Genomic DNA, 14,244 nt, shown 5'->3' on the forward strand with positions numbered 1-14,244 from the left:
TCACTTTGAGAAATTTTCTTCTTTCACATAATACTTATGAACGATTTATGTCCAAACAAAAAAGACACTCCAGAGAGTGTCTCAAACCGTATACTTTTTTTGAGAGAGTGTAGAACCGGAATATATTTTTAAGAAAAAACTGTAGGCTGGACTCATTTCGAACACTTGGATAAGCTCGCGACACTCCTGCTGAATAAATAGCTAGCGAAAAACAAAAACATGAAGGATAACCAAGTTTTCATTTAAAATCTTGGTTCGGGGAGATAGCCTTCCTAACTCCTTTAGTCGTCAAACTGAAACGCTCAAAAAGTGTCTTTTTCAATGATCTTTTTCCTGCTGGTTAAGGTTGGAATGCTTACGGGAATAAGCGAAGTAAATGACTACTCCGATAGCCATCCAGATTAAAAACCTTATCCATGTATGACTCCCTAGCTGAATCATCAAGAATACACAAAAAACGATTGCCAGGCCAGGAACGAGCGGTACTGCCGGACAATAAAAAGCTCGTTTCATATCCGGTCTTGTTTTACGTAAGACGATAACCGCTACGGAAATCATCGTAAATGCAGTCAATGTTCCAATGTTGACCAACTCTGCCAATTCACCAAGAGGTATGAATGCTCCCAATAGGGCCGCTATCATACCAAATATCCATGAAGCTGCATAAGGTGTTTTATATTTTTTATGAAGTTTTGATAAGGATTTTGGCATCAGCCCATCACGTGACATTGCAAACATAATTCGCGTTTGGCCATACAACATTACCAAAATCACCGTTGTCATTCCGAGGAAGGCACCTAGATCGATGATACCTGCAACCCAATTTTGTCCTGCGCTTTGCAAGACCAAAGAAATCGGGTGATCAAGAGCCTGGCTGAATTGTGCATACGGTACCACACCAGTCATGATCAAACTTACCGCCATATAAAGCACTACACAAATGACTAATGAACCGAGGATTCCCCGTGGTAAATTCCTACCTGGATTTCTTGTTTCTTCAGCCGCAGATGCAACTGCATCAAAGCCGATGAAAGCAAAGAACATTAAGGCGGCAGTTGAAAATACTCCATCGATACCAAATGGCATGAAAGGCTGCCAGTTTTCCGGTTTCACATAATAAATAGAAGAAACGATGAACAACAACACTACCAACACTTTAATAACGACCATGATATTATTGATTCTAGTCGTTTGTTTCGTACCTATGGAAATCAAAAAGGTTATCGCCATGACGATCAAAAAGGCCGGCAAGTTCATATAAGTCGTTACACCTTCGACCGAACCCGGTGCCGCCGTCAATTTCTCTGGAAAGTTAATTCCGAATCCACTTAAAAATGATTGGAAATAGCCCGACCACCCGGCCGATACGGCACTAACAGCCAATAAGTATTCAAGAATCAAATCCCATCCGATTATCCAAGCGGCGAATTCACCTAAAGTTGCATAAGCATACGTATAAGTCGAACCGGATACCGGCACGGAAGCTGCAAATTCTGCATAAGAAAGTGCAGCGAATAAACAGGCAAGCCCAGCAATGACGAAAGATAATGAAAGTGCAGGACCAGCATTCACTGCACCAGTACCTGTTAATACAAATATGCCTGTCCCAATAATCGCTCCGATTCCTAGCATCGTTAAATCCCAAGCCCCTAGTTCCCGTTTCAATCCTTTACCGCCGGAACCTGCGTTTTTCAACAAGTCCTCAATGGACTTCTTCCTAAAAATACTCATGTTCTTTCCTCCGTAAATTTTATAGACTATTCTGAAAACTACAGACAAATAAATTCACTTACCATTTATATCGAAGAAATTTCGACAAATTTCTACAATTTCTGAATTGTCTGACTTTCAAATTATACGTATTACCCCTTCCTTCGTCAATGATTTATTATTGTAAAATTCTGTTTTTTTGAATTTTACTTGGAAGGAAATCCTTAATATTCAACAGGAATATCAATATTTAACAAATAAGGATGAACAATTCATTATTTTAATATCAATAAAGTAAGCTATTAGAGTATTTCGATTAATTTTTTCTTGTAAAAGTTCTAATATTTTTAATCCAATATTGGATCATTCGTTATTTTTGTATATGTATTATTATGAAATAATACTCCAATATTATTCTGATCATTCATGCGCCAATAGTTTGACGGAATCAAAGTACATCACTATACTTATTAAGTCTTAAAAAAAGTACGGGAATTATGCTTAATAATTGAAGAAGGTGACAATCATGGATTTTGCAATTACCTATCTGTCTTTTTATTTAATCCAAGTCGAAGGAAAAGGCGATCAGGCTGATAAGCGTTTTAAACATTTCCAAACTCTTGATACTGAAGAATACGAAGAAAGTCCTTTAAAGGATTTTTTGGATGGGGAATTGATGAAGATTTCCAAACGAAAAGTCGACCGTCATCCAAAAACTGAACAAATACCGACCAAAATTGGATCTTTTATTGTCGAAGAAGGACATGCACTTGATTCCAACCCTAATTACAATGTATTTAACCGTGTTCGATATGCAAAAACAAAACAGGAATTCCAAGAGGAAAATGAACAATTCACGCGATCTTATATTGATACAAGTGCCGTCCGTGGCGGTGTCTTCATAATCGCATCGGCAAAATTAACGAAATATCTTGATGAACCATTCGTTTTCTTACTAAAATGTGATTTTGAGCCAAAAGTTGCTTCCATTTCGGATGAACGGACCTTGATTAGGCACGTTGAAATGGCAATCACCACTAAAAATATGAAATCCATCCAATACCCATACATGCCCGAAGAAGGAATGGTCGAAGAAGCCGAGCTGAAAATCCATCAAGCCTCACATGCCCGCTACTTTGAGGACTTTTTGAAGTTCGTAGAATATGGCGAATCGATGCCGGAAATCATGAAAAACCAGGTCATACACATGGTTCATGAACATGTATCCGCTCAATTCGAAGAAAACAGTGACGAACTGCAAAAATTCGAACAGGACCTGGAAATCTGGGAAACCAGTGAAAAGCGGGAAATCCAGGAACGCCTTGAAACCCATCAGGTCGTCGAAGCCACAGCCCAGATTGTCGAGCATACACCTGAAGCCGAAATGCGAATGAAGCTTGGCAGTACATCCGTCAAAGGACTGTTAGCCGATTTTGGCGAAAGCATCCATTTAGGAAAGATTAATGGGAAATATGTATTGATGATAGAATCCAATACAATAGAATTCGATAAAGGTGTCTCGCCGATTGAGTTTCATAAGCCGGATGATTTGCAAATACTAATCGAAAAAATCATAAATAAAAGTTGATTCTTTTTAATGTTTATGACCATAAATTGTGACCAATAAATCATGTAATTATTGCTTTATAACAATGGTTTCAGTCAAATCTGTGACCAATTTTGTGACCAATTTTCAAACTAAAATTCAAACTCTAAACCTCTATTATTTACTCTAAATTTGACCATACTACTAACTTATAGTTAGTAGTTTTTTCTTGTAATAAAGTATTGACCTAGCTTCTTCTATATATGTTAATCCTCCAAGCTAAACCCCAAATCAGTTATCTTCTCTAAATAATTCACTTCGAATGTCTTCACAAAAACGCCATAGAAGTATCCGAATTTATCCCTCCCTTACCTTTCTCTCTATAAATTATAAAAACCCACTCGTTTAGAATGGAGTTATAACTTTTCATCTTTTCGCCTCCTTTTAAATGTTACGAGATCGCAAGGTTTTATAAAAACATTGTACTGTAATTCATGTAGTCATCTGCTTCATCGAAAACTGAGATATTTTCGCATTTGTGATTCCAATTGTTTATGTTAGGCACAATGACAGTTCCATCGTTTAATGTAATTTTCATTTCAATAGGTAGAGATTCCTTCAAGTTTATATATCGCTTCAATTAGTGCTTGTTTTTGGTTGTCCGAATTTTGGTTAAAGTTAAGTTCAATGCCCAAGTTTGTGAATACTCCGAAAGTTTCTCTTACCATTTCTTTACCTTCTACTGCTACTGTCTGATTTGTCATCCCTTATCCGCTCCCTTTGTTTTGTTATATCGAATATTACGTCTGTTTACTCGAATTATACCTTCGCTTTTCTAAAGATAATATAATATTTACCAATTGTGGTTGTAAATACCACCTCAGAAGAAATTTCATCTTTTTTTAAAGCTATGGCACACTAAACTAAAGATATTCATTATAAACCTAAAGGAGTTGGTTACATGTTCACCTATGCACCCTTAATGGCTACACTACACAAACGTAAAATAAGTAAGGTTGATTTACAGAAACAAACTAAAATTTCATCATCTACATTGGCTAAGATAGGAAAAGATGAATTTGTATCAATGAAAGTTCTTAATGAAATCTGTGATGTACTTCATTGTGAAATCGAGGATATAATTGCTCATGTAAAAGAAGAAGACCACCAATCTTAAATGACTGGTGGTCTTAAGCATTCTATTTAAATTTTAATAATGGTCTACTGGTGCTCCTAGATTATCCAGGTCTTGTGAAATATTTAGAATGATTAAATATCTCCATTCGTTTTTAAGTTTACCTAAATCCACAACTTGATGAACCTCTACTTCATCATTTTCATACTCTTTACTAGTCCCACAAATCTCAGATAAACTTTCTACTAACTCTGTATTATCCCAATTCCTTACGTCTAACTGTACGAACTTTTGGCTTTTTTTTATTTTCATTTTCTTCACTCCTAGTTTTTAAAGGATAATGGATATTGAGTACTCCTAGTTGATTTAGATTTGTTAATTACAACCCTATGGTTTTTTGTTGATGTATCCTTAGTGCTTATATTAGAATCATAACTCTTAGCATAGTGAACCTGAACTTGACCAGAGTTGTCCTTAGTTGTCCACTTATTATCATAGTTGGCCATTGTATCTTCTCTTAATTTTTTCACATCAACATCTTTTCCATATTGAGTAGCCGTAGCTGATGATTTTTTCTTAGAATCATATTTATGCTTATTGTACGCATGCTCATTAATAAAGCTCGCTTTGTTTGATCCCCCATTCAATTTATATGGTACAGCATTTATTTTGGTTTTTGGATTCTTTGGCTTCTTTTTTTTAAGAATGTCCATTGTCATTAATGATGCATCTGATTCGACAGCTGTAATATTACCGGTTATATCTGTTGAAACCATTAACTTTACATCTAAAGTTGTCCCATCTTCATACATGGGGTTGTATATAACTTCACTTGTTGTATTCTTTTCGAATGCTTCTTCTTCATGAAGTATATCTAATCCATAAAATTCTATGGTATCTAATAATTTTAATCTCTCAAACTCCGCCCAATCCCAATCATCTGTTTCTTCTGCATAAGAAGCATTAACACTACTAAACATGAATACTCCTACTAATAATAGTAAAACTAAAAAACGATTCTTTAACACTTTTGCATATCTCACTTTGGGTTATATTGGCAACAAATACAAATTATACCACAAAAATAATACTTATGTATTATTTTCATTAAAATCAAAAAAATTACAACAAAAAAATCACCAGCGAATGGTGACCTATTATTCATTTGGTATATTTAGCTACAATCAATTTAACTTCTTTTCTCAAGTAATCGTCTACTGTAAATTCATTTAGGAATGTTCTACTTTTAATCCACAGTCCTCCACGTACTTTGTTATTGTGTCCATTCCTTGTACTAGCTGTTGCGACAATGGCACTACGAGTACCAACCGTTTCTGTAGAAGCATTAACGATTACATTAGAATGAACTTCTACCCCATCCAATCCACTCATATTGAATGCACTACGTCCACAATTTTCCACTCTATTCCCACTAATATAATAATCCTTGGTGTATCCTAATCCCACATAAATTGTACTTCCATCAGCAGTAGCATCACTTACATAAACCACTTCATTTGTAATTCCATTAACTAAATTATCTTTAACTGATACATTGATACTGTAGTATCCCATAACAAAACGAGAAGTGATATTGGAGATATTCCCTCTAATTAATACATCCTCACAGAATGATAGATACATTGTCTCTGCATTTGAAACACCTTCAAAAATGTTATCAAGGATTTGAATGTTTTTCACTCTTGCAGTTATTCCATCTTTAACCCAACCCACAATATAGATATCTCTAGTTTTAGACCTGATAAAATTATTTCCTTGGATTACAGTGTTTCTACCTGACTGTGCTTTTCCTGCATCGTATGTACCATTTCCATTAGGATTTGAATATCGTATACCGTAATCGCAATTAATAAACGTGTTATTTCTGATCAATGTATTTTCAAACTTGTATGGTCTTACACCTGCATAAGTCATACCATCGAAAATGTTGTCATAGATACGAATATTTTTCATGTATAAATCTGCAACTGCACCATGATTTCCAACACCTGCAGGATAAGCAGGATTATTTGCACTTGCTCCAAAGTAACAATCACGTACTGTAACATTCTCACAAACTTGAGCATCAAAAGAACCAAAGCTATTGAAACCTGCTTCTGTATGATTTGCAATCTGAATAGCTTCACGCATATAAGAAGCACCGTCACCATCGACTGTGTAGTTAATGTCATAACCTTTAAACTTACAACCTTCAATCAATACGTCTTTACATCCGTTAATATCCATCGCATGAGCACCACGTACATCTATTATCTCAACATCACGTATAACAATATTCTGACCACGAGCAAGCCCTATAGCATTATAATGTTTATAACGAGCTGTAAGGTTTCCGTCTAATGTTCCACCCTCAATAGTGATATTTCCGTTTCCGTCATAACCTGTAAAGCTATCGCCTGTTCTTCCATTAATAAAGAATCCAGCATTATGATCACGTAGTAGCCTTGCCCCTTTATCCATGATAATCTTTGTATTCTTAGTTAAATACAATTTATCCGTTAGTCTGTAAGTACCTTTAGGAATAATATACCGCCCCGGCTTCATCACCAGCCTCTTCCACTTCTTTTTGCCAACGTGAATACTTCTTGGATTTACCAAGGTTTATCGTTAGTAATATAGGTGAGTGAATGCTTTAGCCATTATTTCCATATTAGGCTCATTAGCATAAGTAATTTTACAAGGCGGTCTATCTTCTTTATTTGTTTTTGCACTCCATGGAATTTTTGCGTTTTTTAATTCTAAGCAACCTAATTGACGCATTTTCTTTATAATTTCTGATCTATCCTTATCAGGAAATAGAGCTTCTAATTCCTCGATTGTAGATAATATTGTTTTTTCTTCAAGTAATTTTCCTTCATCTTTGTAAAGGTGTCTATGGAAGTTAAATATTTTCAAACTTTAACGAACATAAATACTGGCTGTTGTGAGGTAAATAGAAAGTTTCCTTATTATTTAAGTGATTTTTTACAATACTCGGCAAAATATAAGTACTATTTGATTTATACAAAAAGCTCGGTTAGTCAAAAAGCCGAGCTTTTGTTACTCTATTTTTTCCATTTTTTAAAGCATTCATAATAACATTCGTAAATATTTTTCGAAGTTAACTCCTTCTACTTTAGGAATTTGCTCCAAGGAGGAATCATTGATAGCCTCTGTCAGGAATGCCACTGCGAGCTGTACGGATTTTTCTAGGTTCTCTCCACGCATCATGCTTCCCATAATCACAGATGCAAATAAATCACCAGTACCTGAATAGCTTTCACCGTTATACTGCGTCGCACTATAAAAGGTTCTACTTCCGTCCAAATACATATTTCCGATAAACTGCTTCTCTGTATCTGCTGACGGTGGATTCATTCCAGTGATGATAACCTGAGCTCCCGTTTCTTGCTGCAACATATTCCCTGCTTCTTCTATCGCTTTAATATAGTCCTCTTTGTTAGAATAGCTATCCAGCTTTTCATAAGACAATCCGGTTAATAAACAGCACTCTGTAACATTTGGTGTAATGACATCTGCACGCTTCACCAGTTCTCTCATAAGTACCAGTAATTCATCGGTAAAAAGTTTATAGACTTCTCCTATATCCCCCATTACAGGATCAACAAGTAAAATGGTTTCTTTTGTATAAAATTTATCTAAAAAATGGAAAATATTATTAATTTGCTCTTCACCAGTAACGAAGCCGGTATAGATTCCATCAAAGGTTACATTAAGCTTGCTCCATTCTTCTATGAAGTTTTTCATTTTGGATGTAAAATCTTCACAAAAAAAACTTGGATATCCGGTTTGCGCAGTCAATATGGCCGTTGGTAAAGGGCATGCCTGCACGCCCATGACCGAAAGAACCGGAATTGCAGCTGTTAATGAACATTTTCCAAAAGATGATAAATCCTGTAGTACAGCAACTTTTTTCATAATAACCTCCATATGGCCTATCCACTTTAAACTTTATTTATCTTATCATAAATCAGCTAAAAACAGTCATCTCCTCTCTCTTTTCAATATGTATAAAATCTGTATTTTTTATCAACTGACCTCATAGTTTTTTAATAAATTGACACTTTTATAGACACCAGTCTTTTGCTAAAATCATAGGAAAATTCTAGTTAGGAAGGTTTACAGATATGCAAAATACACAAAGTTATTCAAGGTCAAGTCAAAAAACTATGGATTTAATTATTACCGCAATGTTGATTGCACTTGTGTTCGTATCTACATTCTTTTTGAATATTAAACTGCCAATTGCCGCAAATGGAGGGTTAGTTCATCTAGGAACAGCTATGCTTTTTATTGCATCTATTTTATTTGGTCCTAAAAAAGCAGCTCTTGCTGGTGCGATAGGAATGGGGTTATTTGATATAGTTGGAGGGTGGGCATTGTGGGCACCTATCACCATTGTGGCGCGTGGTTTGCAAGGATATATAGTTGGTAAAATCGCTTGGTCAAAGGGTCGCAACGGTACTAGCATTGCTCTCAATGTAATAGCAACAATCGTTTCAATTCCATTTATGATAGCTGTCTATTATATTGGTGAAGGGATTCTATACGGTAATTGGATTGCACCTTTAGCTTCGATACCTGGAGATCTCGTTCAAAATATATTAGGAATTATCGTTGCCGTTCCAGTTTGTGTGGCTTTGAAAAAGGTTCCTTATTTTAAGTAAATTCGCTATAAAGGTAAACGTCAAGTAGCCCCCAAATACTACATGGATTGTATTTAGGGGCTATGTTTTGTTTGCTTCCCTTTTTATCGGTACTCTTCATGCAGAGGGTAAACTAGATGACCACGACAAGACTTTATCTATTTCTTTTTTTCATTCTTAAGTCTTTTAACGTGAGCTCTCATTTTATCTAATTCCTTTTGTTTCCCTTCTTCATCATTTGCCAATGCAGAAAATAAAGCTATCGTGCCTAATTTGTCGAATTCTGCATCTCCAGATCCACCCACCTTTAGTAAAACTAAAGTATAGTTCCGTAAACGCCTTAGCCATTAATTCGTAGTTAGGTTCATTTACAAAATAGCCATTTCCTCGAAGTTCTTTTCTTGGTTTACTCTTTTTCACATTAGAATAGTCCTTTCAATTAAACTATTTATTCTTTTCCTTATACAAAAACAGCCTACTTTCTTCTTTGGCTATACACTCGAAAAGCTTCCTTCTAAAATATTCATTAATATCGATATTATCCGCTGAAATAACTTCTACATCGGCATATCAACATCATTAAGATTAATTTTCTTTGACTTTTTACCCAATCAATATCACTCTCCTGTCCTACATAATAATCTCCAAACAAAATATCTTATATTCACATTTCACTAAATTATCTATGAAAATAGTAACGAGTAAAATTATAGAAAATAAAAAATCACCAATCGTATAGACTGGTGATTTCTATTCATTTTGTATATTTAGCTAAGATTAACTTCACTTCTTTTTTCAAGTATTCATCTACTGTAAATTCATTTAGGAATGTTTTACTCTTAATCCACAGTTTTCTTTTTGGTTTTGCTTTAGTCATTTTTTCACTCCCTTACATCTACCCCAACAATATCCTCAAACTTCACCCTAATAATATGTCCCTTCTCATTTTCCAACTCTAAATGTATCATCTTTGTCAAAGGATCTAACCTATGTATCATTCCTGTATATTCCCAATCAAATCCATCTTCCCAAACAGTAAACATTACAGGTGAAGCAAACTCCATAGCAGTGTGTATCTTGTCCTCAAACTCCTCTAACTGGTACTCATCTAATATTGGCTTTAATTGACGGTAATAATCCTTATTTACATCATTAAGTAATTTAACGTATTCGGCCATTTTAACTTTCCTCGATTTTTTATAGACATAAGAACATCTCCATTTCATTCTATAAATACATTACAGAACATTCGTTCTTAATTTAGTCAAAAAAATGAAGTGGAAATTTTCCCTTCTATATATAACGGAAATATCTTCCTGTAAAAGTCTTTTAATTAACTTCTCCATGTTTATTCTCCTTCTTCTGTTGCTATTCCAAGTCCTTCGATGTATATGAATTCTTCAGTATATCCACCAGGGATTAAGTCAGGAATTAAATCAATCGGAAGTATGAAATATCCCAATGCACCAAAAATTACTGTTTTTGCCCAAACAGGAGTGGTTGGCTTTTGAAGTGTGTAAAACAATAGTAAAGCTACATAAACCACTTTAACCCCTGCTTTTTTGCCGAATTTTTTAATCTTCTTCCAAAATGAGTCTTCAGAAAAAACATCTAAGTATTTAGTTGTATCTTATTATAATCTCTCCCTATTCATCATCAATTTTTTACCATATTAACAGGATATTACCCTAATTTTATCCAACCTTCTACAATTCATCAAATCTTTACATGATTAATACATTTATTGAACTTATCTATTTTATAATTAAATTACAATTTAATCATTCACATCATATGGAGGGTACAATTATGGAAATAAATGAAAGGCAACCATTTGAGTCTTTTTTATCTCCTCGTCAACTTACTGAGCTAAAAATCTTATCTATTAAAACAAACATAGCTTTCCATGAATTATTAGCAATGCCATCAATAGTCTCACTTCTAGAGAAACTGAACGATACTACCGAACTAAATGATGAGCTTAATAATAAAGAAATGATATTAAGAAATAAAGTTTTCATTAATAAAAATAAAGAAGTATTAAAAAAGACACAAAAAGCACTCGACCAATTAGGTTAAGTGCCTTTTCTATGTATTACATTCTAAAAAAGAATAAGTCATCACTTGGTTAAAGTGGATGTCTAGTTTTTCTTATGTTTCCATCCCTCTCATTACATAATAAAAAGCCACCCTTTTGGGACGGTTTGGATTTTGTTAATAATAAAATTTCAGACTTAATGTTTCCAAAACACTTAAAATATTTCTTGATAAGCCCACAGTTGATGGTTATTGAGTAAACGACTATTAGAAGATCACCGATAATAAAGAATAAGATGGTCGGATAATAACCCCTCCATCTCCTCCAATTGCCCCATTTAACCCTGCTAATAAAAAAAGCTCAGTAAATACAAAATGCTTTTATTCTTCAATGTTTTTTACTACAAATTATTCCGATCCTGTTAAAAAAGTATGCAAAAAAGCACTCAAGTTATGAGCGCTTCCTGTGTGGTTAATATTAATGAATATCTCTCTTCTTGAACCGTCCACCCCGTACTTCCGCAATATTTGCCATTGCTAAGAAAGATGAAGGGTCGATCTCTTCAACAATTGTAGTTAACTTGGATTCTTCAAGTCTGGTAATTACACAGAAAATAACCTTCTTGTCTTCTCCAGTAAAAGCACCCTCACCATGTAAGTATGTCACACCTCGTCCTAATCGGCTATTGATTGCATCACCCATCTCTTTTGCTTCATCGCTAATTATCCACACTGACTTTGTTTCTTCCATTCCAGTAATAACAATGTCAATGGCTTTAGCAGCAATTACATAAGCTAAGATTGAATACATAGCTCTATCCCATGTGTAAACGAATCCGGCAGAACCAAGTATAAATAGATTGATGAACATAACAATTTCGCCAACAGAAAAAGGCACTTTTTTACTTATTACAATCGAAAGTATTTCTGTACCATCAAGAGCACCACCGTTACGAATTACTATTCCCACACCTATACCTAAAAAAATACCGCCAAAAATTGTAGCAAGAAGGATATCTTCTGTGAAGGGCGGGATAGGATGAAAATATGTCGCAAAAATGGAAAGCATTATAATCCCATATACAGTAGATATAGCAAAAGTTTTTCCGAACTGTTTATATCCCAGATATACAAATGGTAGGTTCAAAAGGAATAGAAAGATTCCCAGTTTTATACCGGTAACGTGAGAAAGCATAATAGAAATACCTGTAATGCCTCCATCAATTACATGATTGGGAATTAAAAAGATTTCCAATCCAGTGGCCATTAGCAAAGCACCAATTGTAATAAGAATGATCCGTTGGATAATTATCAAACGAGGTAACTTTCTATGCTGTTTTTTTAGTGCTTCCGTCAGAAAAATCACACCTTTTATTATTTATTTATTACTATTATACTCTAATATTAAATCAGGAAAAATAACTTTGAATATAGAAGTTCCAACTTTGTTACATCTTCCTAATTTAGCCAAAATAAGACCGCTATTCTTGTTAGCGTTTGATTGTTGTTATTGGTTTTCACATCGTTACACAAGCACCAGTTCTTCTAATTCTGAGAATTCCATTCCCTCTAAAAGTAGAGCCATTTGCACAATCGTTAGGTGCTGTAGCAAAGTTACCTGATAAGTCCACTAACCAATCAGATGAACGCCCTAATACTGACGAAGCATTGATAAGACTCACATATGCTGAAGCGTAACATCCTGAAATAGCTCCTGTACCTGATTTTGCAGTTTGGATACAATACAGAGCTGAACCTGTCTCTAATATAACATTGATAATGGCGATTCTTCTGAATGTGTACTTAATAGCAGATATGTATATCCCTGCATTGACAGGGTTTAGTATGATTCCGCCATTTATATTAATACGGCATAAGAGTGAACCAAAATCCCCGCCTGCTAACATCCAATAATCGCCCCTAAGGTGTTCAAAAACATAAGGGTATAAATAGAATAAGGTTCAATATATATGTAGTAATACCTTCAGAAGAAAATGGAAGTATTGATTTCTAGTGAAAGGTAGAAAAAGAAAAACATACACCCATTGAAAATGCTTAAATATTTTTGCGCCTTTAATAAAAATACAATTTGAAACACAATAAATAATAGTACATAAATAAGTATACAAAACCGTCAGTTAAGCAGATAGAATACGTTTCCTACTTTACATTTAAAACTAAGACTATATCATTTTTGAACCTAATTCAATGTGGTCACAATCACTCCGTCCATATTATTACCAGATATTTCATACTGTTCATTCGCTGGTACTTTAACTTCAATTGTCCCGTTTTGAGAAATGGGATAATATGAAATTGTATATTTTTTCCCTTCAACACTAATAGAAATGCTCTTTTCATCTTTTAAATAATCCAGATATTCTTCCAAAGCTAAATTCATTTCCTGCATAATCGCACTGTGAGGCAAGCCGACATAGCGAATATGCCATGGTTCATATTGAATTCCTGTAATGTCCGTTTTATTCGCGGGATAGCGTAAGATAAAGCCGTTTTTCCAAGCATTTTCTTCTATCCACTCTCCTTCAGGTGCTTCTTTCATCTTCATTTGAGTAGACCCTACATCGAGTGCTAATCCTAAATTGTGTTCGCTATGCCCGGCTGGCAAAGCATAGTCAGCCCCCATCTCCTTGTACAGTCTGTTTTGCTCATCAAAATCTCGATAACCACTGCTAATTAAGAAATTACTAACCCCATCCTCTTCAGCCGCAGCTATCATCTCCGAAAATTTTTCAGCTATTTCTTCTGATAATTTTATTTCATTATTAGGTAACTGGTATCCGGCAGTTAACCCTTTGTGTGTAAATAAATTTATGATATCCGATTGTATGCCAGCTTGTTCAACAGCATATTCACTGTTAACCAAAAGCAGATTCCCTTGATGGATCTGCTCTTCTGTAATCTCAATCTTTTGAGAATTTTCAGGAGCTGTATTATCATTTTGTTCATATATTTGATCCTCTACTTTATCTTGGGATATCGGTAATATCTTAAAAATAAATACTAGAATTGATGCAAAAACCAATAAAAATCCCCACTTTTTCATTTTTAGTCTCCTCCTTGATGTAACTTGTTTATAGGATAGGAAAAACTTTTAAAATAAAAAGTGGGGTAAACATTAAATTTTTCTT

Annotated in this window: 16 protein-coding genes and 2 pseudogenes; 4 read left to right on the plus strand and 14 right to left on the minus strand. The window is 34.5% G+C overall.

What is annotated here, in order from left to right; translation table 11 throughout:
• Positions 1-318: 318 nt before the first annotated feature.
• Complete coding sequence (gene bcaP, locus AC3WLU_RS01000) at positions 319-1,731, minus strand: branched-chain amino acid transporter BcaP (protein WP_187049371.1); 1,413 nt, start codon at positions 1,729-1,731, stop codon at positions 319-321.
• A 505-nt stretch (positions 1,732-2,236) separates the two neighbouring features.
• Between bcaP and AC3WLU_RS01005 the strand changes: the two genes are divergently transcribed.
• A complete protein-coding gene (locus tag AC3WLU_RS01005; protein ID WP_106026435.1) occupies positions 2,237-3,298 on the plus strand; it encodes a DUF3900 domain-containing protein in 1,062 nt (353 codons plus the stop codon).
• 557 nt (positions 3,299-3,855) lie between these two features.
• Here AC3WLU_RS01005 and AC3WLU_RS01010 read toward each other — a convergent pair.
• Entirely contained in the window at positions 3,856-4,020 is a 165-nt protein-coding gene (locus AC3WLU_RS01010; RefSeq protein WP_492596612.1) for a hypothetical protein, read from the minus strand.
• Positions 4,021-4,217: 197 nt separating this feature from the next.
• On the opposite strand from AC3WLU_RS01010, the gene AC3WLU_RS01015 reads away from it, so the two are divergent.
• Complete coding sequence (locus AC3WLU_RS01015) at positions 4,218-4,433, plus strand: helix-turn-helix domain-containing protein (protein ID WP_063576292.1); 216 nt, start codon at positions 4,218-4,220, stop codon at positions 4,431-4,433.
• 33 nt (positions 4,434-4,466) lie between these two features.
• On the opposite strand, the gene AC3WLU_RS01020 is transcribed toward AC3WLU_RS01015, so the two are convergent.
• The 5 genes from AC3WLU_RS01020 to AC3WLU_RS01040 form a co-directional block, all read right to left on the minus strand.
• Positions 4,467-4,703, minus strand: coding sequence for a hypothetical protein (locus AC3WLU_RS01020; protein ID WP_095396079.1), 237 nt, complete (start codon positions 4,701-4,703; stop codon positions 4,467-4,469).
• 11 nt (positions 4,704-4,714) lie between these two features.
• The gene (locus tag AC3WLU_RS01025; protein WP_106026437.1) at positions 4,715-5,371 is read right to left on the minus strand and encodes a hypothetical protein; all 657 of its coding nucleotides are present in this window, start codon (positions 5,369-5,371) and stop codon (positions 4,715-4,717) included.
• A gap of 181 nt (positions 5,372-5,552) precedes the next feature.
• Positions 5,553-6,956: a glycoside hydrolase family protein gene (locus tag AC3WLU_RS01030; protein WP_492596613.1), complete on the minus strand. Its 1,404-nt coding sequence runs from the start codon at positions 6,954-6,956 to the stop codon at positions 5,553-5,555.
• Positions 6,957-7,019: 63 nt separating this feature from the next.
• Complete coding sequence (locus tag AC3WLU_RS01035) at positions 7,020-7,307, minus strand: hypothetical protein (RefSeq protein WP_492596614.1); 288 nt, start codon at positions 7,305-7,307, stop codon at positions 7,020-7,022.
• 174 nt (positions 7,308-7,481) lie between these two features.
• Entirely contained in the window at positions 7,482-8,330 is an 849-nt protein-coding gene (locus tag AC3WLU_RS01040) for a pyridoxamine kinase (protein WP_492596615.1), read from the minus strand.
• Between the two features lie 209 nt (positions 8,331-8,539).
• Here AC3WLU_RS01040 and AC3WLU_RS01045 point away from each other — a divergent pair, with 209 nt between their 5' ends.
• The gene (locus tag AC3WLU_RS01045; protein ID WP_492596616.1) at positions 8,540-9,079 is read left to right on the plus strand and encodes an ECF transporter S component; all 540 of its coding nucleotides are present in this window, start codon (positions 8,540-8,542) and stop codon (positions 9,077-9,079) included.
• Positions 9,080-9,812: 733 nt separating this feature from the next.
• Here the strand turns inward: AC3WLU_RS01045 and AC3WLU_RS01050 are convergent.
• From AC3WLU_RS01050 to AC3WLU_RS01060, 3 genes and pseudogenes are all read right to left on the minus strand, one after another.
• A complete protein-coding gene (locus AC3WLU_RS01050) occupies positions 9,813-9,935 on the minus strand; it encodes a hypothetical protein (RefSeq protein ID WP_492596617.1) in 123 nt (40 codons plus the stop codon).
• 4 nt (positions 9,936-9,939) lie between these two features.
• Positions 9,940-10,236, minus strand: a complete 297-nt coding sequence (locus tag AC3WLU_RS01055; protein ID WP_413003910.1) for a YolD-like family protein — start codon at positions 10,234-10,236, stop codon at positions 9,940-9,942.
• A gap of 218 nt (positions 10,237-10,454) precedes the next feature.
• Positions 10,455-10,637 (minus strand): annotated as a pseudogene (locus AC3WLU_RS01060) (YkvA family protein); the annotation flags it as partial.
• Positions 10,638-10,867: 230 nt separating this feature from the next.
• On the opposite strand from AC3WLU_RS01060, the gene AC3WLU_RS01065 reads away from it, so the two are divergent.
• Positions 10,868-11,137: a hypothetical protein gene (locus tag AC3WLU_RS01065; RefSeq protein ID WP_063576299.1), complete on the plus strand. Its 270-nt coding sequence runs from the start codon at positions 10,868-10,870 to the stop codon at positions 11,135-11,137.
• 436 nt (positions 11,138-11,573) lie between these two features.
• On the opposite strand, the gene AC3WLU_RS01070 is transcribed toward AC3WLU_RS01065, so the two are convergent.
• The 4 genes and pseudogenes from AC3WLU_RS01070 to vanY all read right to left on the minus strand — a co-directional run bounded on the left by AC3WLU_RS01070 (position 11,574) and on the right by vanY (position 14,159).
• Positions 11,574-12,452 carry a YitT family protein gene (locus tag AC3WLU_RS01070; protein WP_492596666.1) on the minus strand — a complete coding sequence of 293 codons (879 nt, stop codon included), beginning with the start codon at positions 12,450-12,452 and terminating at the stop codon, positions 11,574-11,576.
• Between the two features lie 160 nt (positions 12,453-12,612).
• Positions 12,613-13,002, minus strand: a complete 390-nt coding sequence (locus tag AC3WLU_RS01075) for a hypothetical protein (RefSeq protein WP_492596618.1) — start codon at positions 13,000-13,002, stop codon at positions 12,613-12,615.
• A gap of 25 nt (positions 13,003-13,027) precedes the next feature.
• Positions 13,028-13,233: pseudogene (locus AC3WLU_RS01080) on the minus strand (hypothetical protein); the annotation flags it as partial.
• 62 nt (positions 13,234-13,295) lie between these two features.
• Positions 13,296-14,159: a VanY-A/VanY-F/VanY-M family D-Ala-D-Ala carboxypeptidase gene (vanY, locus tag AC3WLU_RS01085; RefSeq protein ID WP_492596619.1), complete on the minus strand. Its 864-nt coding sequence runs from the start codon at positions 14,157-14,159 to the stop codon at positions 13,296-13,298.
• Between the last annotated feature and the right edge of the window lie 85 nt (positions 14,160-14,244).

It is taken from the genome of Peribacillus sp. FW305-BF15, from assembly GCF_058783805.1.

Coding starts and splice junctions, on each gene's coding strand:
- bcaP (WP_187049371.1), bottom strand. CDS start 1,731: ATGAGTATTTTTAGGAAGAAGTCCATTGAGGACTTGTTGAAAAACGCA.
- AC3WLU_RS01005 (WP_106026435.1), top strand. CDS start 2,237: ATGGATTTTGCAATTACCTATCTGTCTTTTTATTTAATCCAAGTCGAA.
- AC3WLU_RS01010 (WP_492596612.1), bottom strand. CDS start 4,020: ATGACAAATCAGACAGTAGCAGTAGAAGGTAAAGAAATGGTAAGAGAA.
- AC3WLU_RS01015 (WP_063576292.1), top strand. CDS start 4,218: ATGTTCACCTATGCACCCTTAATGGCTACACTACACAAACGTAAAATA.
- AC3WLU_RS01020 (WP_095396079.1), bottom strand. CDS start 4,703: ATGAAAATAAAAAAAAGCCAAAAGTTCGTACAGTTAGACGTAAGGAAT.
- AC3WLU_RS01025 (WP_106026437.1), bottom strand. CDS start 5,371: ATGTTTAGTAGTGTTAATGCTTCTTATGCAGAAGAAACAGATGATTGG.
- AC3WLU_RS01030 (WP_492596613.1), bottom strand. CDS start 6,956: ATGAAGCCGGGGCGGTATATTATTCCTAAAGGTACTTACAGACTAACG.
- AC3WLU_RS01040 (WP_492596615.1), bottom strand. CDS start 8,330: ATGAAAAAAGTTGCTGTACTACAGGATTTATCATCTTTTGGAAAATGT.
- AC3WLU_RS01045 (WP_492596616.1), top strand. CDS start 8,540: ATGCAAAATACACAAAGTTATTCAAGGTCAAGTCAAAAAACTATGGAT.
- AC3WLU_RS01050 (WP_492596617.1), bottom strand. CDS start 9,935: ATGACTAAAGCAAAACCAAAAAGAAAACTGTGGATTAAGAGTAAAACA.
- AC3WLU_RS01055 (WP_413003910.1), bottom strand. CDS start 10,236: ATGGCCGAATACGTTAAATTACTTAATGATGTAAATAAGGATTATTAC.
- AC3WLU_RS01065 (WP_063576299.1), top strand. CDS start 10,868: ATGGAAATAAATGAAAGGCAACCATTTGAGTCTTTTTTATCTCCTCGT.
- AC3WLU_RS01075 (WP_492596618.1), bottom strand. CDS start 13,002: ATGTTAGCAGGCGGGGATTTTGGTTCACTCTTATGCCGTATTAATATA.
- vanY (WP_492596619.1), bottom strand. CDS start 14,159: ATGAAAAAGTGGGGATTTTTATTGGTTTTTGCATCAATTCTAGTATTT.